The organism is Halobacillus sp. BAB-2008, assembly GCF_000328325.1.
Taxonomy (GTDB): domain Bacteria; phylum Bacillota; class Bacilli; order Bacillales; family Halobacillaceae; genus Halobacillus.
In genome coordinates, this window is sequence record NZ_ANPF01000027.1 from 82,151 (window position 1) to 105,976 (window position 23,826).

The following is a 23,826-nucleotide window of genomic DNA, read 5'->3' on the forward strand; positions in this document are numbered from 1 at the left end:
ACTATTGATCTCGGAACGCAGGGTTCCGTTTTTCGATAAACGCTTGAATTCCCTCTTTGGCGTCCTCATTGCCGAACACGGCACCGAATGCCTCTGCTTCTGCCCTTACGCCTTCTTCCAAACGGGAGGTGTGGGCATAAGGAATCAACTTCATGACCTGATGGATGCCGGGGCCGCTCTTAGCAGCTATCTTCGCAGCAAGCTTTTCAGCCTGTGCGTGCAGCTCTTCTACAGGATAGCTGTGGTTGGCGAGACCAAGCCGGACAGCATCCTCCCCCGAAATCGGGGTCCCTGTAAGTATCATTTCATAAGCCTTTGCCACTCCTACATAACGCGGAAGACGCTGCGTCCCTGCGAAACCGGGCAGAATCCCGAGATTCATTTCAGGAAGACCAAGCTTGGCATCCGAAGAAACGACCCGGATGTGACAAGCCATGGCAAGTTCAAGCCCGCCTCCCAAGGCAGCCCCGTGAATGACGGCGATGACTGGAATGTGGAACTTCTCAATCCGGTCGAAGAGCTGCTGTCCTCTGCCGGCAAGCGCCTCATAGTCGGACGCCCCCTGTAAAGAGGTGAATTCTTTAATATCCGCGCCCGCTGAGAAGAACTTCCCTTCCCCTTTCAAGAGGATTGCTTTTACGGATTTGTCTGCTTCTATTTCGTTCAACTGTTGTTCTAAATCCTTTAAAATTGCGGATGATAAGGCGTTCGCAGGGGGACTTTCTATAGTGACCTCCGCAACATTACCTTTGACTTTACATGCCAGTGTGGACAAAGCGATTCGCTCCTTTATGATGAATGATTACGGGTCAACCCACGAATGATCAAGCTATGGACTTCTTCCGCCTGGTCTGCTATGTTATAGCGCTGCTCGTTCATTACCCAATTTGTCACCGTCTCATCCATCGTTCCGAAAATCATCTGACGAACGAGACGGCGGTCCAAATCGCTCCGGAACAGCTTTTCCTCTACACCTTCTTCCACGATCTGATCGATGACATCCAAATATCTTTTCAATACCTGGTTGATCTTCAACCGCAGGTCTTTGTTGGATTGTCTCAACTCCAATTGTGTGACGACCGCAAGATGGTGGTCCGCTGCCAGCTGCTCATAATGTGTTTCGATCAACGTTAAGAGCTTCTCTTCCGCTGACTGCTTCGAGGTTGTTTCCTGCTCGATCCTTTCGATGAATTGCCCCATCTTTTCCTGGAACAAAGAAACGAGAATATCCTCTTTGTTTTTGAAATAAAGATAGATGGTTCCATCTGCCACTCCTGCTTTTTTGGCTATCTTTGATACCTGTGAGGAATGGTAGCCATTTTCAGCAATGACTTCGACTGCTGCATCTATAATTTGTTTGAACTTTGGTTTGTCTTTCTTCATGAATATCTCCTGCCCATCTTCACTGAAAATGAATGAATCATCATTCATCTATTATTCTACATACAGGAGAATATTCTGTCAACTTTCTTCGAGAAATTTACTGGATGCTCTCTGCATCCTCATATTTCTGCCGCTCCTCTTCCACTAACGACCGCCTCAGTATTTTACCTACAGCCGTCTTGGGAAGTTCCTCCCGGAATTCATAGAGCCTCGGTACTTTATAAGCGGCAATATTTTTTCTGCAGTATTCATTTAATTCTTCTTCCGTGATGTCGCTTCCTTGTTTTTTCACGATAAAAGCTTTGACGGTCTCTCCTCTGTAAGGGTCCGGCACACCGACAACGACTGCCTCCTGAATCTCCGAATGCTCATAAAGTACCTCTTCGACTTCTCTTGGATAGATGTTATAACCTCCGGCAATGATCATATCCTTTTTCCGATCAACAATGTAGAAATATCCGTCCTCGTTCATGTACCCCATGTCACCTGTCCGGAACCAACCGTCCTCGCTCAACACCTGAGCTGTTTCCTCCGGCTTATTCCAGTACCCTTTCATCACCTGCGGTCCTTTGACGGCGATTTCTCCTATTTCACCAAAAGGAGCTTCCACATCAGACTCCATTTGAATAATTTTGGCATCTGTATCCGGCCAAGGGATTCCTACACTTCCACTCACCCGTTTGCCCCAAATCAAGTTGGAGTGTGTCGTCGGTGACGTTTCCGTCAAACCATACCCTTCGACAAGCTTACCTCCGGTAACCGCCTCGAAACGTTCCTGTACTTCCACTGGAAGCGGCGCAGACCCGCTGATACACGCTTCAATAGAAGAAAGATCATATTTCTGCAGATTCGGATGATTGAGAAGAGCGATATAGATAGTAGGCGCTCCGGGGAATAAAGTAGGCTTTCTTTTTTCAATCACTTTCAGCACGTCTTCTGCTTCAAACTTCGGCATCAGAATGATTTCATTAGCCATCATGACTGAAAGGTTCATGACAGAGGTCATCCCGTACACATGAAAAAAAGGAAGTATTGCAAGAACAGACTCTTTCCCTTCTTCACATTTATACAGCCATTTCTGTGCCATTTGAGTATTAACTACCAAATTGTAATGGGTGAGCATGACACCTTTCGGAAACCCTGTCGTTCCTCCTGTGTACTGCAGCAGCGCCAAATCTTCCACGGCATCCACGTCCACCGCTTTGAAGGAATGGTTCTTCTTCAGCACGCCGGGCCACAAATGAGTATCCATCGACTGCTCCGGCTTAACCAATACTTGATACTGCCGCTTTTGGATGAACGGATAGATTTTATTTTTCGGGAAGGGGAGATAATCCTTTATACCGGTCACAAGGATATGTTCCAGCGAAGTCTCCGCTTTTACATTTGCGGCTTTAGGGTACAGAATATCGAGGCAGATGATCATTTTCGCCCCGGAATCCTTCAATTGATATTCCAGCTCTCTTTCCATATAAAGCGGGTTTGTCTGTACTACAATTCCTCCTGCCATCAGTACCGCATAGTAAGAGATGACCGACTGTGGACAGTTGGGGAGCATGATCGAAACCCTATCCCCCTTCTCCAAACCAAGATATTGGAGATAACCGGCCACGGTGACAGCCTGTTCGTAGACTTCCTGATACGTCATTTCCTTCCCCATAAAATAAAGCGCTTTCTTTCCTCCGTGACGTTCGGCGCTTTCTTTCAAATAATCGTGGATCGGACGCTTATCGTAATCGATTTGGACAGGGACCTCCGGCGGATAATATTGATGCCAAGGACGCTGAAAGGTTGTCATACGTAAATGCCTCCCTTATTTAGGTCTTCTACTCCATTATAACTATTCAACCGGGACATTTGAAATATAATTTCTAATTTTGAAAATATTTCAAACGACATTTTTCGCACAAAACTGTAAAAAAAGCTCTTCTGTTAAGAAGAGCTTTCATAAGATGAAGAAAAGGACACCAATAAGTAAAAATAATGCAGCTACGACCAACAATATTCTCGCCAGCGTTTCCATGGCTTCCCCCTTAAATGATATTCGCACCAATGACGTAGGAAAGTCCGACAGAAATGACAAGGGAGATAAATCCTACCGCACGGTTATCCTCTTCAATTTCCCGATCGATTTTAAAAGAGGGAGTGAGAAACTCAAAGATGAAGTAGCCGAATAACAGAAGAACGAAGCCGTAAAGGCCCCACCCCATCGTCATCAGCAAGGAGTCATTATGCTGGATGGAGAAGCGGAAGATATTCGCCACTCCGAATATCTTACCCCCTGTAGCCATTGCCACGGCCATATTCCCCTTTTTTATCTCTTTCCAATTATTATAGGATGTTACTGCTTCGAATACCGCCATGGAAACGACCAGACAGAGAACGACGACGCTGTATCTGGCTGCGGTTTCCACAAGCGTAATTTCCCAAAAACCATCCATACTTCCTGCTCCTTTCTCTACTGAAGTTTAACGGAGCTCCAAGACGGTGACCCCGCTGCCTCCTTCGTTCATGCCTCCGGCACGGTGTCCGGAAATACTACGATGGTTCTTTGCGAAATTCTGAACACCGGTACGCAGCGCCCCTGTTCCTTTTCCGTGAATAATGGACACCGTCGGATATCCGGCGAGAAGCGCGTCGTCGATATACTTCTCCAGACGATTAAGAGCATCTTCATACCTTTCCCCGCGCAAATCGAGTTCAGCTTTCACATGGAAGCTCTTCCCTTTGACCGTAGCCATCGGTTTTTCTTTATACGGTTCTTTGGCTTTGACGAATTCCAAGTCTTTTTGTTTTGCTTTTACCTTCATAACGCCTACTTGTACCTGATACTCATTCTTGCCTGTCTTTTCAACGATGGTACCTTGTTGGTTGAGGGTAAGAAGTTTGACTTCATCCCCAGGCTGTAATTCCTTCTGCGTCTGCTTAGGCTTGGCAGGCTGTGCCTTAGGTTTCTTGCTTGTAAGTTCCGGTTGTGCCTCTTCGAACATCTTGCGGGCTTCAATCCATTCATGTTCTTTCATACCTGCCTGGGACTTCATGTTGCGGATTACACTAACGATTTCCTCGGCTTCTTCTTTCGCCTTCCTAATCGCCTTCTCCGCCTTCGCTTCTGCTTTCTCATAAAGCTTCTCCCGTTGTTGTTCAAACTGGTTCCACTTAACCTGAAGCTCGTTACGAAGCTTCTCTGCTTCCTCCAGCATCTGCTCTGCTTCTTCGTAATCTTTTTCTGCTCCCCGTTTGGATTCTTCCAAGGAGGCAATCATGTTCTCGACGCTCTGAGAATCGACACCGACATGCCCCTTGGCATCATCGATGATGGATTCATCCAGTCCGAGTCTTCTGGAGATCTCAAATGCATTACTGCGCCCCGGGACGCCGATCAAAAGACGGTACGTCGGTTTCAATGTTTGAATGTCAAATTCTACGGATGCATTGATGACACCAGGGCGATTATAACCATATGCTTTCAATTCCGGGTAGTGGGTCGTTGCAATAACCCGGGCATCTCTTCTTACGACTTCATCCAAAATGGACATGGCAAGAGCGGCACCTTCCTGAGGGTCCGTCCCCGCACCCAGCTCGTCAAACAGAACGAGCGAACGGTGGTCGACACGATTCAGGATGTCAACAATATTCGTCATGTGGGAAGAAAAGGTGGATAGACTTTGTTCTATGGACTGTTCATCCCCAATGTCAGCGAACACTTCATCAAACACAGCCAGCTCACAGCCATCTAAAGCCGGCACCTGTAAACCGGATTGAGCCATCAAGGTAAATAATCCGACCAGTTTAAGCGTTACGGTTTTACCACCGGTGTTTGGTCCTGTGATGACGATGGACGTATAATCTTCTCCAAGTTCTACATCGTTCGGAACGACTTCTTCGGCTGGAATGAGCGGGTGTCGGGCCTGTTTCATCTTAATGATGCCCTTATCGTTCATTTTTGGCATGGACGCTTTCATACTTGCACCGAGTTTAGCCCGGGCGAACATAAAGTCGATATCCCCCAGGATTGTCACGTTTTCATAGAGTGGACTATTGTACTCCGCGATGGTCTGGGACAACTCTTTCAAGATGCGTTCCACTTCATTCTTTTCCTGTACCCGTGCTTCCTGGAGCTGATTGTTCAAATCGACTACCGTCTGGGGTTCAATGAACAAGGTGGCTCCTGATGAAGACTGGTCGTGTACAATACCACCTATCGACCCTCTATATTCCTGCTTTACGGGCAGGACATAGCGTTCATTTCGGATGGTAATGATGGAATCGGACAACATTTTGGACTTAGACCTGGTGAAAGACTCCATTCTCTCCCGTACGCGGCTTTCATTCGTACGGATTTTAGAACGAATGGTACGGAGTTTATCCGAAGCTCCGTCCATCACCTTTCCATTTTCATCAATGCAGTGTCTGATCTCATCTTCCAATTCTTTCATCGGGTCAATACCTAGGACCATTTCCCGAAGGATCGGCATTTCCGGTTCTTCCATTTCTTCTACGAAGCGTTTGAGCTGACGGCCGCCGTAAATGGTACTGGCAATATCCAAGCACTCGGTGGCGCTGAGTATCCCACCAATCGTGGTCCGTTTCAAACTCGGTTTAATATCAAAAATTCCCCCTAAAGGAATATGTCCTTTCAAGCGCAGGACCTGTGCCGCTTCATCTGTTTCCTGCTGCTTCACCAGCACCTCTCCCAAATCGGAAGAGGGTTTAAGAGCGGCAGTCTTCTCTTTTCCAAGCGAGGAAGCCGCTTTACCGCTCAATTGATCAATAATTTTTTTGAATTCCAGTGTACGGAGAATTCGTTCATTCATGCATTACCGTCTCCTTTATTGCTACTGATGGATGTTCCATTTATCCATCAACTGTTGTTTCGTCCATGTATTCATTACTGTATCCTTCCTGAGCCAGCCCTTACGCGCCGCACCTACCCCGATCCTCATATGATCCAGCATCGGATAGCTGTGGGCATCCGTGTTGATGGCAATACTCGCACCTGCTTCCTGTGCTTTCATCAACCACTCCCAGCTTAAATCAAGCCGGTTCGGATTAGCATTTAACTCAAGAATGGTTCCGGTCTCCACCGCGCCTTTAATCAATGCATCCAAATCTACAGCATACCCATCCCGCCGGCCGATCAGCCTGCCTGTCGGGTGGGCAATCATATGAACGTTAGGGTTCTCAAGCGCTGCCCACATCCGTTTCATAATGTCATCTGCCGATTGAGAAAAGCTGGAGTGAATGGAAGCGATGACGAAATCCATTTCCTGCAAAAACTCATCCGGGAAATCCAGGCTACCATCGGGAAGGATATCCATCTCTACTCCTGCAAAAATATGAAAGTCTTCCATTTCGGCATTGATCTTATTTATTTCTTCCCTCTGCAGTCCTCAGTCTTTCCTCATCAAGGCCGTTGGCTACTTTCAAATACTTGGAGTGATCGGTGATGGAAATATACTCGTATCCTTTGGAACGGGCCTTTTCGGCCATCTCTTTGATCGATTGAGCACCATCGCTCCAAGTCGAGTGCATATGGAGATCCCCACGGATATCGGATAACTCAATAAGATCAACGGGCTCTTTAAACCGCTCTACTTCTCCGTAATTCTCTCTGACTTCCGGCGGTATGAAATGAAGACCAAAGTGACGGAAGAATTCTTCTTCGCTTTCGAACGTTTGGATTTCCCCGCTTTCAGCATTCTCTATGCCATATTCACTGATCTTTTCGTTCCTTGTTTTGGCGAGCTGTCTCATGGCCACATTATGATCCTTCGACCCTGTAAAATGATGCAGGGTCGTAACGAATTCATCAGGAGCAACAATGCGGAAATCGATGCCGATGTCATATCCTTCATGGACGACAATCGATACTTTCGTTTCGCCGGAAGCGATAACTTCTTTGATGTCCGGATAAGCGAGAAGCTCGTCTCTCGTCGCTGCAGGGTCTTCAGAAGCGATGATAAAATCAAGATCCTTAATCGTCTCTCTCATCCTCCTGAGACTGCCWGCTCTGGAATAACGATGGAAAGTATTTGCACTCGCAAGAAATGCTTCAATTTTCTCAGCCAGCGGCAGCATGACGGCAACAGGGAGACGCTCAGGTCGGGAATGAGCGTCTTCTAATGCCTTCAGCATCTTCTCGACAGATTTCTTACCGAAGCCTTCCAATGCCTCTACCTTTCCGCTTTCCAACGCTTCCTTCAGAGATTCTGCATCCGTTACGCCCAATTGTTGATAGAGCTTGGCCAGTTTCTTTCCACCGAGTCCTTGTAGGTTTAAAAGAGGGACAAGGCCTGCCGGCACTTCCGCCTGAAGCTGCTGCAGCGTTTCCGAGGTTTCAGCCGCCACATACTCATCAATAACGGCAGCTGTGCCTTTCCCGATCCCTTTCATTTTCGTAAAATCATCTATTTCACTTAAAGAGCGATCATCGCGCTCTAATGCCTGAGCGGCTTTACGGTAAGCGGAAATCTTGAAAGGGTTCTCCCCTTTCAGTTCCAGATAGACGGCAATCGTCTCCAGTAATTTGATGACTTGCTTCTTATCGACGGCCATTCCAACCACTCCTTGTTCCTATAATCTTTATTTCTGAATAAAAAAACCGCCATGATCGAAATCATAGCGGCTCCACCTGCATCTCCTCTAAACACGTCTCATCAGCCGGCTACACGGTCGATCCACAGTGTTTTCAACTGATCGGAAAACACTGGTGTATGTTCTATAATCAGCTGCCCAAGTATCGAGCTGTCCAACACGTTCTGGACACCTGCTGCGGGAACGAGTGCGGCTATATACAATACAATGAAAAGAATCACGTAGTTCTCGACAAAACCGAGGATTCCGCCTAATAACGTATTAATGGAACTCAATATCGGAAGTTCGGAGACGAAGTCCAGCATGGAAGCGATAATATGAAGAATAATCTTTGCTCCGAAGAATAGGATGGCAAAGGCTATCGCATTGTAAAATGCCTGTTCAAGGGGAAGATCGTTCAAAAACACGGCCCATGAAGAGTCCGCCGGCAGTTCCGGATAAGGAACCCATAGCGTCAGCTTAGGCGCAAGGTCATCATAGTAAATGACAGCAACAACGAAAGCTACCACAAAACCGATTAAATGAAATAATTGCAATATGAAGCCTCTCTTGAGCCCGGTTATGACTCCGATCAGCAATAGAAATAGTATAAGTAAATCAATCATTGTCCTTCTCTTCCTCTATCTTATCAATATAGTTCATGAGTTCTGTACACTCATCTTTCAGCTTTATATACTCATTCATTGTGTTGACAGCGGTCAAAACGGCCAGCTTTGCTGTATCTAGACTAGGGTTTGCTTCATGGATTTCACGCATTTTCTGGTCCACAAGACTAGATACCATACGGATATGATGGGGCTCTTCATGACCAACTATAGTGTAAGATCTCCTGTTGATCTCCACTGTAATTCTTTTTTTCTCTTGGTCTGACTGCGACACATTCATACCCCCTAGTTTCTCTCAATCCTAAACTTTATATTAACATGAAGGCTGACAATTAGGAAACCAATATACATGTTTTTCACAAATGTTCTCTTTTTCCAATCCCTTTGCTATACTGTTCCTATCCTAGAAGTAACAGAAAGGAATGCCTTATGCCCCAAGTCGTACTAAAAGTAACCTCTACCAAAATAGAAGAGATGAAAGCTCATTATAGAAGCCAGACGAAAGCGACACCTGCCAATGCCGTTTTTGCTGCTAAAACAAGCGCATGCACCATCACCGCTTATCGATCAGGAAAAGTATTATTCCAGGGAAGCAGACCTGAGGAGGAAGCTTCCAAGTGGGGATCTCCCATTACCTCAAGTGCACCTTCCAAAAAAGCCGGGGCAGGCAGACATGCGTATCACCCGGAAGAAAGCCTCTTCACCAGTTCCCATATCGGATCGGACGAAGCGGGTACCGGCGATTATTTCGGACCGATCACCGTAGCAGCTGCCTATGTCACAGCAGAGCAGGTTCCACAACTGAAGGCGATTGGAGTAAAGGACTCCAAACACTTATCCGATCCACAGATTACTGAACTGGCCAAAGACATCGTCCAGATGAAGATTCCCTACAGTCTTCTGCGACTACCAAACAAACGGTATAATCAATGGCAGCGAAGAGGTTGGAGTCAGGGCAAAATGAAAACCATGCTTCACCACCAGGCTCTGGACAAGCTCCTGAAAAAAATAGCACCGGTAAGGCCGCATGGAATTCTTATCGACCAGTTTTCTGAGCCGCATGTGTACCAAAAGCATTTGAAGAGTGAGAACTTTACGCTTCAGGATAATGTTTATTTCATGACGAAAGCAGAAAGCTATTCCATCGCCGTTGCAGCGGCATCGATCCTTGCAAGGTCCGCATTCGTTAAAGCAATGAACACTTTAGAATTCGATACCGGTCTACCGATACCGAAAGGAGCTTCTTCCAAAGTCGATCAGGCCGCCGCGGCCGTTATCGAGGCTTATGGAGAAGAAAAGCTGGAAGAATTAGCGAAGGTGCACTTCGCCAACACGCAGAAAGCGAAAAAACTAGTCCGTCCATAAATTAAAAGAGGAACCTCCGGAAAGGAGGTTCCTCTTTTCTTCTATTATATTATCCACGCAGTTCAGCCTGATGCTGATCTTTTACAGCAGCAAGGATCTTCTCGTGTGCTGTTTCTACTTCCTCGTCCTTCAACGTACGGACTGGATCAAGGTAAAGCAGATTGAAGGCAAGTGATTTCTTCCCTTCTTCCAGGTGTTCTCCCTGATATACGTCAAATACTTGAACATTCTGAACGAGAGGATATCCCGCCTGCTCAATGGTAGCTTGTATGTCACCGGCAAACACTTCTTCGTCCACGACGAGAGCAATATCCCTTGATACTGACGGATGTCTTGGAATAGCACGGAACGTCTCTTCTTTTTCATACTGCTCAAACAGTGCCTCTAAGTTAATATCGAAGACGAACGTCTCTTTTAATCCAAGCTCTTTTTGGAGCTTCGGATGAATTTGTCCTATGAAACCGACAGTATTCCCACCACAGCGGATAACAGCGGTTCTCCCTGGGTGGAGATCCTCAAGTTTTGCTTTTTCATAAGTGAAAGATATACCCAGCAGATTGCTCAACCCTTCCACCATTCCTTTTGCAACAAAGAAGTCGGCCGCTTTCTTTTCCTGCTGCCATGGATGAACCAGCCATTGGCCTGTCAAAGCTCCGGAAGCGCGGAGCACTTCATCCGGCTGTTTCGTCACTTTCTCTTCCTCAGTAACAAACACTGTCCCGACTTCATAATAAGCAATATTTTCCTGTTTTCTCGCTACGTTGTAGGAAAGAGACTCCAGTAATTCAGGAAGCAGACTTAAACGCAGGGATCCATGATCTTCACTCATCGGCATAGCCAGGTCTACGGAACCCTTCGCCTTTGCCTTAATCTCCGGACTTACCAATTGATGCACTTTATTCTTATGTGTCAGGGAGTACGTGATCGTCTCATGCAGACCGGCACCTTGCAGGTACGCTTTCACTTTACGTTTAAGCGCTTGACGAGTTGTCAATCCGCCTGCCTGAGATGCGCCTTGCGGCAGCGTGTACGGAAGGTTGTCATAACCGTAAATACGAGCAACTTCCTCAAGAATATCCTCGAAAGACGTGATGTCTCCTCGTCTTGTAGGAACAGAGATTGTAAATACTTCCTCTTTCTGCTCGTAGCCGAATTGAAGACGGCGAAGAATGTCTGCGATTTCCCCGGCGGATATTTCCGTACCTAAACGGGCGTTGATACGATCTGTTTCTATGGTTACTTGTTTCTCGGATTTGTCGAGTTCATCAAAACGGACCACTCCGTCCAGTACCGTCCCCCCAGCATATTCGGCAAGAAGTTCACATGCACGTTTCCCTGCACGTTCCACGCGGTTTGGATCGACACCTTTCTCGAAACGGCTGCTGGACTCGCTTCTTAAGCCGTGATCTTTGGATGCCTGACGCACAACAGCCGGAGCGAAGTAGGCGGCCTCCAAAAGAATCGTCGTTGTATCATCCTGGACCTCGGAATGCGCACCACCCATGACTCCTGCGATGGCATGCGGCTTGGATCCATTCGTAATGACAAGGTGGCCGGCACTCAATTCGCGCTCCTGGCCATCCAGCGTTTCTATCGTTTCTCCTTCTTCTGCACGACGAGTCACGATTTCTTTCGATCCGAAACGATCATAATCGAAGGCGTGAAGGGGCTGCCCGTATTCCATCAAGACATAGTTCGTGATATCGACAACGTTATTAATAGGACGTATGCCTGCCGCAGTCAAACGATTACGCATCCAGAGCGGGGAAGGTCCCACTGTCACATCCTTAATTACAAACGCACCGTAATACGGGTTTGCTTCCTGATCCTCTACCTTTACAGAAATGTAGTCGGATGCTTTCTCATCCGATGTCTCCACGTGCTCTTCTGCTAATTGGTATTCACCGTCAATGGCTGCTGCTACCTCGTAGGCAACACCGGCCATGCTCATTGCATCCGCCCGGTTCGGAGTCAATCCGAGTTCGATGATCAGATCGTCGAGATTTAAAAGGGAAACAGCGTCCGCTCCCACTTCTGCATCTTCTGGAAACACAAATATTCCGTCCACATACTCCTTCGGTACGTCTTTCTCATCCACACCAAGTTCCTGAAGCGAACAGATCATACCATTGGAGACTTCTCCGCGCAGTTTAGTTTTTTTGATTTTAAAATTACCCGGCAGAACAGCTCCCGGAGCAGCCACCGCTACTTTCTGACCTTCTCCAATGTTTGGAGCTCCGCAGACAATTTGAAGCGTTTCTTCTCCTACATCCACCTGACAAAGGTTAAGTTTATCCGCATTTGGATGCTGTAGGCAGGATTGCACGTGTCCGACAACCACACCGGTGACATTCTCGGCTACCGGCTCCACGCTTTCCACTTCAATTCCTGTTTTCGTTATAATTTCAGCCAGCTCTTCAGGCTTATACGCGCTGACATCAATATATTCTTGTAACCAATTTAGTGATACGAGCATGATTCAGTTCCTCCCCTTATGCTTTATGATACTGCTCAATAAATCGAATATCGTTTGTGTAGAAGTGACGGATATCGTCTACTCCGTATTTCAGCATGGCAATTCGCTCCGGTCCCATACCGAATGCAAATCCGGAATATTCTTTCGGATCGTATCCAGCCATCTCCAGAACGTTCGGGTGAACCATTCCACCTCCGAGAATTTCGATCCAGCCGGTTCCTTTACAAACGGAACAACCATTACCCCCACACACTTTACAGGAAATATCCATTTCCACAGAGGGTTCTGTGAATGGGAAGAAGCTTGGACGTAGGCGGATTTCACGGTCGGAACCGAACATCTGCTTGGCAAATGCGTTCAGGACACCCTTCAAGTCACTCATGCGCACATCTTTATCGACAAGAAGTCCTTCAATCTGAGTAAATTGGTGGGAGTGTGTCGCATCGTCCGTATCACGACGGTACACTTTCCCCGGACAGATCATTTTGACCGGTTCGTTACCGTTTTTTGCCCCCATTGTACGTGCCTGTACAGGAGAAGTGTGGGTTCGCATCAGCAGCTCTTCCGTCACATAGAAAGAATCCTGCATATCGCGTGCCGGGTGCCCCTTCGGAAGATTCAAGGCTTCGAAGTTGTAGTAATCCGTCTCCACTTCCGGACCTTCTTTAATTTCAAATCCCATCCCAATAAATAAATCCTCGATTTCTTCAACGATGCTTGTAAGCAGATGAGGACCTCCGACTTGGACAGGTCGTCCCGGAAGCGTCACATCAATACTCTCTTCTTCCAGCTGTTTCTCAAGCGCTTCGTCCTCCAGTTTCGTTTGTTTCGTTTCAATTGCCGCAGCAATGTTCTCACGGACATCATTCGCTAGCTGTCCGATGACCGGACGTTCTTCTTTGGATAGTTTCCCCATTCCCCGCAGCACTTCTGTGATCGGGCCTTTCTTACCTAAGTACTCGACACGGATATCTTTCAACCCTTGGACAGCTTCTGCAGCATCTACTTTCTGCAAAGCTTCCTGCTTCAACTGTTCTAAACGTTCCTTCATGACTCCAACTCCTCCTTATGAATAAAAATAAAAAAGCCTCCTCCCTGTAAAAAGGGACGAGACTTGTATGGTTGTTTCGCGGTACCACCCTTGTTGACACATTCTATGTGCCCACTTCGATTACAATAACGGACTTGGCATCCGGACCATTAAAGGTCAAGCTCCAGAGTGAAATTTCAATGAATGACACGTTGGGAACACTTACAGTCCAGGGCGTTCCCTCCCTCTTAACGATTTACATTCACCTACTAGGCTCTTTCTACGCTTATTAAACATATTTCATTCAACTGAATATATTATAGTCAAAGATGAGCGTTCATGCAAGTTCAGCTTTGCAGGTGATACATCAAAACAGCACCGGCTACGGCTACATTTAATGACTCAGCCCGGCCGTAAATTGGAATGTAGACTTTCTTCTCGGACTGCTCCAGTAAGTGCTCTGCAATTCCCTGGCCCTCGTTTCCGACCAGCAGCGCCACTCGATCCGGGTTCTTCATATCCTTATAGGGCTTTGCTTCCTGCAGAGCCGCTGCCCAGATCTCGACACCTCCCGCTTTTAATTCATCCATAAACTCTGTAAGTTCACCAGTCAGGATGGGAAGATGAAAAATAGATCCCTGCGTTGCACGGATGACCTTATCGTTGAACGGATCCACTGATCCTGTTCCTAACAAAACCTGATCAAACCCGGCCGCGTCTGCCGTTCGAATCAACGTTCCGATATTACCCGGGTCCTGGACTGCATCAATCATGAGGGTCCTTTTCGCTGGAAGGAATTCGTACGTTTTTTGTTCGACAACCGCCGCAATGCCTTGTGGTGTTTCCGTTTCCGCAACCGCAGCAAATACCTGTGCGTCTACTTCTGTCACCTTGATTTCGGGCGGTGCTGTAAAGTCTGTTCCTTCACGTCTTATGAGTTCAAGGACTGTCCAATCACTTGCAAGGACTTCCTCCACCAGGTGATGTCCTTCCACCAGGAATTGACCTGTCTGTTTTCTATATTTACGCTTATGCAGCTTTTTCCATTCTTTCACTTTGGTGTTTTGTACCGAAGTCAGCATGTTATTCCCTCATTTACATGTTATTTCTCAACTATCATACATAGCAAAGGCCGGGTTGGTCAAACTAAGGTGGAATATTACGCATAAGCAAGGAGGATGTTACGATGAATTTGGATTTGAGAAGAGCTATTCTGTCCAATGTGACCGGCCACAGTGCAGAGCAGCTGGAAGCGACGATCGATGATGCTATGCAAAAAGGCGAAGAGAAGACGTTACCAGGCCTTGGCGTTTTCTTCGAGACGCTTTGGAGAGAGTCTGATGAACAGGAAAGACAGGAAATTCTGGACACGCTTGAGCAAGGGTTAAGACAGACGAATTAATAAGAAAGCCAACCTGAAAATCAGGTTGGCTTTCTTCCCTTTACTGGAAGGTAATTTCTTTTACTTTATCTGCATCTAATCCTTTGATCACTTCCACGATTAAACGCACAGCATTCTCGAAGTCATCTCTATGGAGCATAGCAGCATGAGAATGGATATAACGTGTCGCAATCGTGATGGACAACGCAGGTACACCGTTGTGGCTCAAGTGAATGGAACCGGAATCCGTCCCCCCGCCGGGCATAGAGTCAAATTGATACGGGATGTTGTGTGCGTCTGCAGTATCTGTCACGAAGTCACGCAAACCTTTATGAGAAACCATGGAGGCATCATAAAGAATGATCTGTGGGCCGTCTCCCATTTTACTTGCAGCTTCTTTATCTGATACACCTGGTGTATCGCCGGCAATACCGACATCGACACCGAAAGCAATATCAGGATTGATCATATTGGCAGAAGTACGGGCGCCTCGAAGACCTACTTCCTCCTGAACTGTCCCGACACCATAGACGATGTTCGGATGCTTTTGCCCTTTCAACTGCTTAAGTACGTCAATCGCTATGGCACATCCGATACGGTTGTCCCATGCTTTAGCAAGGAGCATCTTCTCGTTCTTCATTTGGGTGAATTCAAAATATGGAACAACAGAATCCCCCGGCTTGACACCGAACTCTTCTGCTTCCTCCCTGCTGGATGCACCGATATCAATGAACATATCCTTCAAATCAACAGCTTTCTTACGCTGTTCTGCAGGAAGAATATGAGGCGGCTTGGAGCCGATGATCCCCGTCAGGTCGCCTTTACGAGTCATGATTGTCACACGCTGTGCGAGCATAACCTGACTCCACCAGCCTCCCACAGTCTGAAAATAGATATATCCATGATCGTCAATCCGGGTGACCATAAAGCCCACTTCATCCAAGTGACCAGCCACCATGATACTCGGGCCTTTTTTATTTCCGACTTTCTTGGCAACGAGGCTGCCAAGATTGTCCGTGAATACTTCGTCTGCGTATGGTGTGATATAACGTTTCATCACATCGCGAGCTTCACGTTCGTTTCCGGGCACACCTTTGGCATCTGTCAAATCCTTAAGCATATTCAACGTTTCATCTCTTTTAGACATATGTACTGCATCCTCCTTTACTCATTCCAACCATATTATAACCTCTTTGAAGCGATTTCACAAAAAATTGCGTCTATTATTCCTTTAATATCCTTCGTCTTGACGTTGGTAATTCACTTCATTTTTTGATAGATAGGCGTGAAACCATTCTTCCTCCGTCAAGCCGATGGTCGCTGCCAGCTGTAAATACCCAAGGAACAGTGCGTGATAGGATTGTTTGTCCTTCTGTTCCCGAAACGCTTCCACCGCTTTATATACATTAAGAAACGCCTCGGTTTCCGTTTCCCGGCAAATATAGGCACCCGGCTCAAAATGAAAGCCTGAATCGAGGCCGAGCGACAGCAGAAAATGTATTCCGTCTACATACTCTTCCAAAATGACCTCTTTTTCACTAGGTCCTTTACTACTCCAGAATTTGAAGCACCTGGTTTCATTCGCGAGTTCCCCGATTTCCACTAGCAGGGCAAGGATTTTTTCCTCTGTTTTTGTCCCTTGTTTAATGTCGTGCTGGTCTTCAATATATTGATCCAACGCTCGCTGCATGTCATACAATCGATTCCATTCCATTAAAATTCTCCTCTACTCAAAAATTGTCTTCAATAAATGTATCATTTTTTGAAACAAAAGGACATGCACAATCGTATGGTAGCTATGATGCTATATATAGGGAGTCGATACACATGATTATCATCCTGTTCCGCTTGTTATTATTGGTCGCTATCGCCTTCATCCTTTATACAGCCTACAAGTTCCTCATCAACCCACGAAGGAAACTAGACACCGCTAAAGATAAAAAACAGTTCTACTTCCATGACAATAAAGAAAATTCCAAGGAAAATTTTCTACTTACATGGAAAGGGTTGGTTTTCGAAGGTGAAAAGTACTTGGGGGCAACCGAAGATGCATTTGAAGTCGTCAACATCAGCGTCAGCGCACATCATCCGGAACGGCTGCAAGGACTCGACCGGGAGGATATCTATTTCATGGAGAAGGAAATCCTCATACGGTACCCGTACGCCACTATTGAATGGAAGTATCCGATGAACCGCCTTATTCTAAGCCGTTGGAACGATGACGAACAGCTCTAAGAGCTCGATACAGCGTCTCCAACCAAAAGAATCCGACCAGGAATGGTCGGATTTTTCACATGGGAGAGAAAGAACTTCCTGCATGCTGATATTCCATGAATTCTTAAGGTGCCGGCTGAAAGAAGTCACGCCAGAGCACCACTTCGTATTTCTTCCTGATCAAGAAAGTGAGGCCGATCAGGGCGCCGGAAAAAATAATCATCATTGGAAGAGACAACAAAGTGATCCATTGACCTACCGATGTATAAACCACTGCCAGCGGAAAATTTGCAAACAGCGAGGATTTCGTATATTCCTTGAAATCCGAACTGATTTCCAAGAGACAGTAGGATAGTAGATGAAAATGAATAAACGGGACAAGTCGAAGAACCGCCACCTGCTTTACCGAAAGGTTGGTTTGTTTCTTCAGCCATTTCTCCTTCACACGTTTAAGTTTCTTCAATCCTGATGGTAAGATGCGGATCATTTTGTAAAAAACCAGACTGGATAACATTGTCCCGATCACGGAATAAGCGGTGCCGGCAATTGGTCCGAATAGTACCCCGCCTGTGATGCATACAAGCATAACAGGCAGAAATAAGAATGGACGCAGTAAATGAATACCGATGAATAAGAGCGGTGCCCAAGCTTCCTGCTGTTCCAACCATGCCAATACGGATGTTGTTATCTCGCCCATTTCATCCCCCTGTCTACATATTATGACAGGAGAATCAAAGGTAGAACTTACCGATGAGATAGCCCGCTCCCGCAATGTGAAGAAGGGACAGGAAAGGAAGGCCGAACGCGAATGCCCGGTGTTTCGTCTTATGTCTGAACACGTTCATTCCTGCCCAGCCGCCAAGTGCACCGCCAAGGACTGCTAGTAACCAAATGGTACGCTCCCGGGTCCTCCATGCCTGCTTCACTGCTCTCTTCTTATCCGACCCCATTAAGAGAAACAGCCAGATACTCATGCTCCCCCAAACGATAAATAAAGCACCCAGAAAACCCATAGAATGTACCCCCTTTATCTTTTTATATAAAAAAGTCATTTCCTACCGAACGGAAATGACTCTTCTGCAATCTTTTTTATTTAAGTGCTGCTTTTGCCTGCTCTGCAAGTGCAGAGAAAGCTTGAGCATCGTTGATAGCTAGGTCTGCAAGCATCTTACGGTTCATTTCGATACCCGCAAGTTTCAAACCGTGCATTAGACGGCTGTAAGAAATATCGTTCAAACGAGCCGCAGCGTTAATACGTGCGATCCAAAGCTTACGGAAGTCGCGTTTCTTCTGACGACGGTCACGGTAAGCGTACTGACCGGATTTCATTACTTGTTGCTTAGCTGTTTTGAATAGTGCGTGTTTAGAACCATAATAACCTTTTGCTAGTTTAAGGACACGGTTACGACGTTGACGTGTCACTGTTCCACCTTTAACTCGTGGCATAATAATCCCTCCTGATTAAATCGATATCGTTATTAGTCTTTTGGAAGCATGTGCTTGATGCGGCGATAATCTCCAGCAGAAACCAATGCATCTTTACGTAGCTTACGCTTTTGTTTCGTAGATTTGTTTGCGAACAAGTGGCTAGTGTAAGCGTGAGAACGTTTCACCTTACCTGTTCCGGTTTTTTTGAAGCGTTTTTGAGAACCTTTATGGGTTTTCATTTTTGGCATGTGAATTTCCTCCTTTTACTTGATACACATACTTACTTCTCGCCTAGAGGAGCAAGCATTAAGAACATACTGCGACCTTCCATTTTAGGCTTGGTCTCAACTTGGGCAATATCTTTGCACTCTTCGGCAAGGCGTTCGAGTACTTTCTGTCCAAGTTCTTTGTGTGTGATTGCACGACCGCGGAAACGGACAGATGCTTTCACTTTGTCACCTTTTTCGAGGAACTTGCGTGCGTTACGCAGTTTCGTGTTAAAGTCATGGTCTTCGATCCCAGGGCTGAGACTGAACTTCCTTGACTTTGATGACGGTTTGTTTCTTACGAGCTTCTTTTTCTTTCTTCTGCTGCTCGAAGCGATACTTTCCGTAGTCCATCACTCGGCAAACCGGAGGCTTCGCATTTGGCGCCACCATAACGAGATCAAGATTTGCATTTGCAGCAATATCCAGGGCTTCGTTACGGGATTTAACTCCAAGCTGCTCCCCATTCACATCGATCAGACGAACTTCACGGGCACGGATTTTTTCATTAACGTTCATGTTATCCTTGCTAATATCGAGCCACCTCCAACATATTTTAGAAAACTTGTATGAGATCTGTCATCGACAAGAGATTTCCTGTTGCAAATAAAAAAAGTGTCGGCACATACTGCACCCACACGTCTCCTAATAAATCAAAGGAATAGTGACCTGCCAACTGCTTACGCGTCGATCAGGTGAGAAGCGGGTGCTTCTACTTGTCTCTAGATCCGTTCATTCAGTTACCTAAATAATAATAGCATGCCTGATGGTACATGTCAACACCTAACGAGGTGTCTTCATGACTACCTTTCCTAGGATAAGGGAAAGACGAAGAAAAATCAAGAGCTTTTTCCCATCTGGAAAGGAAGAAGAGACCGGAAGCAGACACTTCCGATCTCTTTGGCATTACTTACGGAGCAGCTTTTGATCGATTTCGTTACGAATTTCAGATTTGAACTGCTCCAGTGGTTTCGTTTCTGAATTCTGTTGGCCGTATCGGCGGACGTTCACTGCATTCTCTTCCATCTCACGGTCTCCGACAACAAGCTGGAACGGAATTTTCTGCATTTGTGCTTCTCTTATCTTATATCCGATCTTCTCATTGCGCTCATCCACCTCGACACGAATGCCGGCTTCACGGAGTTCATCCTCAAGCTTCTTAGAATATTCCAGATGCGCATCTGCAGAAACCGGAATGATTTTCGCCTGAACAGGAGCAAGCCAGGTTGGGAAGACACCTTTGTATTCCTCAATAAGGAAAGCAACGAAGCGCTCCATCGTGGATACGACTCCACGGTGAATAACGACAGGACGGTGATCCGCTCCATCTTCCCCTACATACGTAAGGTCAAAGCGCTCAGGGAGGTGGAAGTCCAGCTGAACTGTTGACAGCGTCTCATCCTTGCCGAGAGCCGTTTTCACTTGAACATCAAGCTTCGGACCATAGAAAGCAGCTTCTCCTTCTGCTTCCACATACTCAAGTTCCATGTCTTCCATTGTTTCTTTCAGCATCGCCTGTGCTTTTTCCCACATAGCGTCGTTGTCAACATACTTCTCTTTGTCTTCTGGATCTCTATAGGACAAGCGGAAGTAATAATCTTCAATACCGAAATCGCGGTACACTTCCTGGACGAGTCGAACGACACGCATGAATTCATCTTTCAACTGGTCAGGTCTTGCAAAGATATGGGCATCATTCAACGTCATCGCACGAACACGTTGAAGGCCGGCAAGAGCTCCAGACATCTCATAGCGGTGCATCGTACCAAGCTCCGCAATACGTACCGGCAGATTCCGGTAACTATGAAGCTGATTCTTGTAAACCATCATATGGTGCGGACAGTTCATCGGGCGGAGAACGAGGTCTTCATTGTCCATTTCCATTGTCGGGAACATATCGTCCTGATAGTGGTCCCAGTGACCGCTCGTTTTATACAAATCTACACTTCCAAGCACCGGCGTATAGACGTGATCGTAACCGAGTCGTTCTTCAGTATCCACGATATAACGTTCGATTGTGCGACGAATGGTGGAACCTTTAGGCAGCCACATCGGCAAACCTTGTCCGACTTTCTGATTGATTGTGAAAATCTCCAGCTCTTTCCCCAACTTACGGTGGTCACGCTCTTTCGCTTCCTCAAGCATCTTTAAGTGCTCATCGAGGTGCGCCTTTTTCTCAAAAGCAGTCCCGTAAATACGCTGGAGCATCTGGTTATCACTGTTCCCGCGCCAGTAAGCTCCTGAAATGCTCAACAGCTTAAACACTTTGATTTTGCTCGTCTGTGGAACGTGAACCCCGCGGCACAAATCGAAGAATTCCCCTTGCTGATAAAGGGTAACCTGCTCTCCTTCCGGAATAGCGTCGATCAGTTCCAATTTAAGGTCATCACCAATCTCTTTAAACTTCTCGATTGCTTCTTCTCTGGATACCTCAATGCGCTCAATTTCCAGGTTCTCATCAATGATTTTTGTCATTTCTTTCTCAATCTTAGGCAGATCTTCCGGCGTCAGCGATTCTTCCATATCGATATCATAGTAAAAACCGTTCTCAATCACAGGGCCTACACCGAACTTCACATCCCCATAAATGCGCTTGATCGCCTGCGCCATCAAGTGAGCTGTGGAGTGACGCATGATTTCAATGCCTTCCTGGTTTTTATAAGTCAGAATCTCAATGGATCCATCCTGATTTATCGGACGTCGCAGATCATAAGGTTCTCCATCTAATTTGACAGCCAGCGCCTGTTTCTTCAACCCCGGTGAAATAGACTGGGCAATTGCTTCCCCTGTAGTTCCTTGTTCAAATTCCTTTACGTTACCATCTGGAAATTTCATTTGAATTGTTGCCATTTCCCAACACTCCTTCTATACTTTCTTCCTTGCAGACAAATCAAAAAACGCTTATCCCTCGGCAAAATAAGCCAAGGGACAAGCGTTAGCACTCGTGGTTCCACCCTAGTTTCCGCTTCCGTCCAGGACGTACGCGGCTCGTTCGTCATCCTTAACGCGGATCAAACGCTGCCCATTACTAAAAACTGTTCACAGGCAGAGCTCGGAGGTGGTAAACAATGTAGCCGTCAGGAAGGAGCTTCCAGCCTATAGGCCCCTCTCTCTGGTCATGCGTCACTAATCGCTCGTGTCCTCTTCCATGCTGATTTATTAATATGTAGGTATTATATCCGTTAACAAAGAGGAAATCAAGCGTTGTCGAATGGAAAGTTCGATTTCGGTTTCCAAGATGCTTTTTCTTCAAAAATATTCATCAAGAGCTCCAGGTTGGAATCCTGCGATCGATCTGAATATATGATCAACTGTTCAGGGGCATGAACAAGAGCGGTCGTGACCGGCCACTTGATTGGGAGTTCTGAAATGGATGCATCCGGATATTGTTTCTTGTATAGCGTTGTTTCCGAATCCCGGACAGGATTTCCTTCATCATGGTAATAAACCAGTCCGCCATCATCCAGGAGATGAAGCAGTTGGACACCGGTATCTTTATGGTGGACACGCTGCCGCCAGGAATCGAGCATCAACTGATAGGACTCCTCCTGCTTGTACTCGTCAATGATTTTACCCGTGTATTCAATAACAGACTCATGAACGTTTTCTAAACAGGCAGCAGCCATCTCATCAAATTCCACGTACGTCCGCCCGGCCAAATAATCCTGGATGAAGGCGCGCAGATAGTGATAAACGGGCGGAAGCTTTACACCTGCCGGGGGATGCGCTTCAAAGTCCTGTCCGATCTCGAGCATGCGGTGTATCTCTTCCATATCTTCGTAATGGTAACGATGCTTCAGGACTCCTTCCATCCAACCAAGCATCTTCCTTTTCCTTATGACCTGAAGAAAAGAACGGATTGCCTCGACGTAAGCCTTGCCGTTCAGAGAGGCGTTGACCAACTCGACTTCATAGAATTCATTGTACTCCTTGAACAACCACAACCTCTGCTCCGTGACAATTGCATTATAAAAGATAACCGCTTCCGCGCGATTAGAAAAGTGAATGCCAAACACCAAGATTCCCCCTCATCCCGACTTTCCGATACGGTATTAGAAGGCGCCTGCGACGCCGTCTATTCCTTGTTATGTTTATGTCAGTCCAGAAGAAATCATGCCATTTCCATCTTCATCTTTCCTCATCGTTACCCTCTTCGGTTCCGGCCGGTCACTAACACACTCTCGCTGAGCTGGCGAATTCGTTCGGTAATCCGCTTCGCCTTCACTTGATCTACATCGCCGCGATTGGATGTCATCAAGACTTTCTCCAACTCATCGATCGTGTAGTTCGATGTGAAGAACACAGGAAGTCTCTCCATCATTCGGTAATGAAGAATACTCCCCAATACTTCGTCCCGGAACCATGCTGATTGTGATTCTGCACCAATGTCATCTAACATTAATACGGGGGTTTCTTTAAACGCATTGATTTTATCATTGATGGAATCGTCCTTTATAGACGCTTTCATCTCTCTGACGAATTCCGGCATGTAGATGACCATGGATGGAATATGCTTTTCGCTCAATTCATTGGCTATAGCTCCGAGAAAATACGTTTTCCCGACACCGAAAGGTCCATGAAAATACAACCCTTTGCTCGGAAGCTCTTCAGAAAGACTTTCAATATAACGGACCGTTTGTTCCACTGCCGCACTGCGGTCGGGGTCTTGAAGATCCAGTCTTGAAAGAGAGGCTTCCAAGATCTCCCTCGGCATGTGAAGACTCCGGACAAGTGACTTTTGCTGTTCATGCTCTTCCCGCTTCCTTTGTCGGCTGCACTTATCGTAAGCAAGCTTCACTTCCTGCCCATCTACTTCCACACGCGGCACGTATCCCGGGAGAATATTAATACACGCTTCACGTGACGGACACTTTTCACAGTTTTTCGATTGGGACTGGTACTCATAGAGCTTAATGAGATTCTTCTCCATGCTCTTCTCCGTTAACTCCGGATGGTGTTCTATCAGCTGCCGTACATCTTCCGACTGGAGCACTTCTTCTTTCATTTTGTTCATTCGATCTTGAAAGGTTTTATTGTTTCTCATCCATTTCTTCAATGATTTCTGGATCGGTTCCATTCTG

22 protein-coding genes, 2 pseudogenes and 1 other annotated feature are annotated in these 23,826 nt (G+C 46.4%); of the genes and pseudogenes, 3 read left to right on the forward strand and 21 right to left on the reverse strand.

Features of this window, described 5'->3' with window-relative positions; all coding sequences use genetic code 11:
- Nucleotide 1: 1 nt before the first annotated feature.
- From D479_RS07120 to zapA, 8 genes and pseudogenes are all read right to left on the reverse strand, one after another.
- Complete coding sequence (locus tag D479_RS07120) at nucleotides 2–775, reverse strand: enoyl-CoA hydratase (RefSeq protein WP_008635238.1); 774 nt, start codon at nucleotides 773–775, stop codon at nucleotides 2–4.
- Nucleotides 776–789: 14 nt separating this feature from the next.
- Complete coding sequence (locus tag D479_RS07125) at nucleotides 790–1,383, reverse strand: TetR/AcrR family transcriptional regulator (RefSeq protein WP_026577123.1); 594 nt, start codon at nucleotides 1,381–1,383, stop codon at nucleotides 790–792.
- 97 nt (nucleotides 1,384–1,480) lie between these two features.
- The gene (locus D479_RS07130) at nucleotides 1,481–3,181 is read right to left on the reverse strand and encodes a long-chain-fatty-acid--CoA ligase (protein WP_008635242.1); all 1,701 of its coding nucleotides are present in this window, start codon (nucleotides 3,179–3,181) and stop codon (nucleotides 1,481–1,483) included.
- A gap of 235 nt (nucleotides 3,182–3,416) precedes the next feature.
- The gene (locus D479_RS07135) at nucleotides 3,417–3,824 is read right to left on the reverse strand and encodes a DUF350 domain-containing protein (protein ID WP_008635244.1); all 408 of its coding nucleotides are present in this window, start codon (nucleotides 3,822–3,824) and stop codon (nucleotides 3,417–3,419) included.
- 27 nt (nucleotides 3,825–3,851) lie between these two features.
- Nucleotides 3,852–6,200, reverse strand: coding sequence for an endonuclease MutS2 (locus D479_RS07140; RefSeq protein WP_008635249.1), 2,349 nt, complete (start codon nucleotides 6,198–6,200; stop codon nucleotides 3,852–3,854).
- Nucleotides 6,201–6,221: 21 nt separating this feature from the next.
- A pseudogene (polX, locus tag D479_RS07145) lies at nucleotides 6,222–7,941 on the reverse strand (DNA polymerase/3'-5' exonuclease PolX).
- Nucleotides 7,942–8,042: 101 nt separating this feature from the next.
- Entirely contained in the window at nucleotides 8,043–8,585 is a 543-nt protein-coding gene (locus D479_RS07150) for a CvpA family protein (protein WP_008635250.1), read from the reverse strand.
- Nucleotides 8,578–8,865, reverse strand: coding sequence for a cell division protein ZapA (zapA, locus tag D479_RS07155; protein WP_008635251.1), 288 nt, complete (start codon nucleotides 8,863–8,865; stop codon nucleotides 8,578–8,580). The genes D479_RS07150 and zapA overlap by 8 nt, the downstream gene beginning before the upstream one ends.
- Nucleotides 8,866–9,014: 149 nt before the next feature.
- Here zapA and rnhC point away from each other — a divergent pair, with 149 nt between their 5' ends.
- Entirely contained in the window at nucleotides 9,015–9,950 is a 936-nt protein-coding gene (gene rnhC / locus D479_RS07160; RefSeq protein WP_008635252.1) for a ribonuclease HIII, read from the forward strand.
- 49 nt (nucleotides 9,951–9,999) lie between these two features.
- On the opposite strand, the gene pheT is transcribed toward rnhC, so the two are convergent.
- From pheT to D479_RS07175, 3 genes are all read right to left on the reverse strand, one after another.
- Nucleotides 10,000–12,426, reverse strand: a complete 2,427-nt coding sequence (gene pheT, locus D479_RS07165; protein ID WP_008635254.1) for a phenylalanine--tRNA ligase subunit beta — start codon at nucleotides 12,424–12,426, stop codon at nucleotides 10,000–10,002.
- 16 nt (nucleotides 12,427–12,442) lie between these two features.
- Complete coding sequence (gene pheS / locus D479_RS07170) at nucleotides 12,443–13,477, reverse strand: phenylalanine--tRNA ligase subunit alpha (RefSeq protein ID WP_008635255.1); 1,035 nt, start codon at nucleotides 13,475–13,477, stop codon at nucleotides 12,443–12,445.
- A 326-nt stretch (nucleotides 13,478–13,803) separates the two neighbouring features.
- Complete coding sequence (locus D479_RS07175) at nucleotides 13,804–14,538, reverse strand: RNA methyltransferase (RefSeq protein WP_008635256.1); 735 nt, start codon at nucleotides 14,536–14,538, stop codon at nucleotides 13,804–13,806.
- A gap of 104 nt (nucleotides 14,539–14,642) precedes the next feature.
- On the opposite strand from D479_RS07175, the gene sspI reads away from it, so the two are divergent.
- Complete coding sequence (gene sspI, locus D479_RS07180; protein ID WP_008635257.1) at nucleotides 14,643–14,858, forward strand: small acid-soluble spore protein SspI; 216 nt, start codon at nucleotides 14,643–14,645, stop codon at nucleotides 14,856–14,858.
- 40 nt (nucleotides 14,859–14,898) lie between these two features.
- Here sspI and D479_RS07185 read toward each other — a convergent pair whose 3' ends face one another.
- Nucleotides 14,899–15,984 (reverse strand): M42 family metallopeptidase, encoded by a 1,086-nt coding sequence (locus tag D479_RS07185; protein ID WP_008635258.1) that lies wholly within the window; start codon nucleotides 15,982–15,984, stop codon nucleotides 14,899–14,901.
- Nucleotides 15,985–16,068: 84 nt separating this feature from the next.
- Nucleotides 16,069–16,551: a dUTP diphosphatase gene (locus D479_RS07190; protein WP_008635259.1), complete on the reverse strand. Its 483-nt coding sequence runs from the start codon at nucleotides 16,549–16,551 to the stop codon at nucleotides 16,069–16,071.
- A gap of 113 nt (nucleotides 16,552–16,664) precedes the next feature.
- Here D479_RS07190 and D479_RS07195 point away from each other — a divergent pair, with 113 nt between their 5' ends.
- A complete protein-coding gene (locus D479_RS07195) occupies nucleotides 16,665–17,072 on the forward strand; it encodes a hypothetical protein (protein WP_008635260.1) in 408 nt (135 codons plus the stop codon).
- Nucleotides 17,073–17,175: 103 nt separating this feature from the next.
- Here the strand turns inward: D479_RS07195 and D479_RS07200 are convergent, their stop codons facing one another.
- From D479_RS07200 to dnaI, 8 genes and pseudogenes are all read right to left on the reverse strand, one after another.
- A complete protein-coding gene (locus D479_RS07200) occupies nucleotides 17,176–17,748 on the reverse strand; it encodes a VTT domain-containing protein (protein ID WP_008635262.1) in 573 nt (190 codons plus the stop codon).
- A 34-nt stretch (nucleotides 17,749–17,782) separates the two neighbouring features.
- Nucleotides 17,783–18,064, reverse strand: a complete 282-nt coding sequence (locus tag D479_RS07205) for a DUF1294 domain-containing protein (RefSeq protein WP_008635263.1) — start codon at nucleotides 18,062–18,064, stop codon at nucleotides 17,783–17,785.
- Between the two features lie 76 nt (nucleotides 18,065–18,140).
- A complete protein-coding gene (gene rplT / locus D479_RS07210) occupies nucleotides 18,141–18,497 on the reverse strand; it encodes a 50S ribosomal protein L20 (protein ID WP_008635265.1) in 357 nt (118 codons plus the stop codon).
- A gap of 32 nt (nucleotides 18,498–18,529) precedes the next feature.
- The gene (gene rpmI, locus D479_RS07215) at nucleotides 18,530–18,727 is read right to left on the reverse strand and encodes a 50S ribosomal protein L35 (RefSeq protein ID WP_008635267.1); all 198 of its coding nucleotides are present in this window, start codon (nucleotides 18,725–18,727) and stop codon (nucleotides 18,530–18,532) included.
- 32 nt (nucleotides 18,728–18,759) lie between these two features.
- Nucleotides 18,760–19,264 (reverse strand): annotated as a pseudogene (infC, locus tag D479_RS07220) (translation initiation factor IF-3).
- A gap of 84 nt (nucleotides 19,265–19,348) precedes the next feature.
- Nucleotides 19,349–19,469: a sequence feature (ribosomal protein L20 leader region), on the reverse strand.
- 182 nt (nucleotides 19,470–19,651) lie between these two features.
- On the reverse strand, nucleotides 19,652–21,595 hold the full coding sequence (gene thrS, locus D479_RS07225; RefSeq protein WP_008635270.1) for a threonine--tRNA ligase: 1,944 nt from the start codon (nucleotides 21,593–21,595) through the stop codon (nucleotides 19,652–19,654).
- Between the two features lie 347 nt (nucleotides 21,596–21,942).
- Nucleotides 21,943–22,761 carry a sporulation protein YtxC gene (ytxC, locus tag D479_RS07230; RefSeq protein WP_008635272.1) on the reverse strand — a complete coding sequence of 273 codons (819 nt, stop codon included), beginning with the start codon at nucleotides 22,759–22,761 and terminating at the stop codon, nucleotides 21,943–21,945.
- 128 nt (nucleotides 22,762–22,889) lie between these two features.
- Nucleotides 22,890–23,822: a primosomal protein DnaI gene (dnaI, locus tag D479_RS07235; RefSeq protein WP_008635274.1), complete on the reverse strand. Its 933-nt coding sequence runs from the start codon at nucleotides 23,820–23,822 to the stop codon at nucleotides 22,890–22,892.
- Nucleotides 23,823–23,826 lie beyond the last annotated feature (4 nt).

Coding starts and splice junctions, on each gene's coding strand:
- D479_RS07125 (WP_026577123.1), bottom strand. CDS start 1,383: ATGAAGAAAGACAAACCAAAGTTCAAACAAATTATAGATGCAGCAGTC.
- D479_RS07130 (WP_008635242.1), bottom strand. CDS start 3,181: ATGACAACCTTTCAGCGTCCTTGGCATCAATATTATCCGCCGGAGGTC.
- D479_RS07135 (WP_008635244.1), bottom strand. CDS start 3,824: ATGGATGGTTTTTGGGAAATTACGCTTGTGGAAACCGCAGCCAGATAC.
- D479_RS07140 (WP_008635249.1), bottom strand. CDS start 6,200: ATGAATGAACGAATTCTCCGTACACTGGAATTCAAAAAAATTATTGAT.
- D479_RS07150 (WP_008635250.1), bottom strand. CDS start 8,585: ATGATTGATTTACTTATACTATTTCTATTGCTGATCGGAGTCATAACC.
- zapA (WP_008635251.1), bottom strand. CDS start 8,865: ATGAATGTGTCGCAGTCAGACCAAGAGAAAAAAAGAATTACAGTGGAG.
- rnhC (WP_008635252.1), top strand. CDS start 9,015: ATGCCCCAAGTCGTACTAAAAGTAACCTCTACCAAAATAGAAGAGATG.
- pheT (WP_008635254.1), bottom strand. CDS start 12,426: ATGCTCGTATCACTAAATTGGTTACAAGAATATATTGATGTCAGCGCG.
- pheS (WP_008635255.1), bottom strand. CDS start 13,477: ATGAAGGAACGTTTAGAACAGTTGAAGCAGGAAGCTTTGCAGAAAGTA.
- D479_RS07175 (WP_008635256.1), bottom strand. CDS start 14,538: ATGCTGACTTCGGTACAAAACACCAAAGTGAAAGAATGGAAAAAGCTG.
- sspI (WP_008635257.1), top strand. CDS start 14,643: ATGAATTTGGATTTGAGAAGAGCTATTCTGTCCAATGTGACCGGCCAC.
- D479_RS07185 (WP_008635258.1), bottom strand. CDS start 15,984: ATGTCTAAAAGAGATGAAACGTTGAATATGCTTAAGGATTTGACAGAT.
- D479_RS07190 (WP_008635259.1), bottom strand. CDS start 16,551: ATGGAATGGAATCGATTGTATGACATGCAGCGAGCGTTGGATCAATAT.
- D479_RS07195 (WP_008635260.1), top strand. CDS start 16,665: ATGATTATCATCCTGTTCCGCTTGTTATTATTGGTCGCTATCGCCTTC.
- D479_RS07200 (WP_008635262.1), bottom strand. CDS start 17,748: ATGGGCGAGATAACAACATCCGTATTGGCATGGTTGGAACAGCAGGAA.
- D479_RS07205 (WP_008635263.1), bottom strand. CDS start 18,064: ATGGGTTTTCTGGGTGCTTTATTTATCGTTTGGGGGAGCATGAGTATC.
- rplT (WP_008635265.1), bottom strand. CDS start 18,497: ATGCCACGAGTTAAAGGTGGAACAGTGACACGTCAACGTCGTAACCGT.
- rpmI (WP_008635267.1), bottom strand. CDS start 18,727: ATGCCAAAAATGAAAACCCATAAAGGTTCTCAAAAACGCTTCAAAAAA.
- thrS (WP_008635270.1), bottom strand. CDS start 21,595: ATGGCAACAATTCAAATGAAATTTCCAGATGGTAACGTAAAGGAATTT.
- dnaI (WP_008635274.1), bottom strand. CDS start 23,822: ATGGAACCGATCCAGAAATCATTGAAGAAATGGATGAGAAACAATAAA.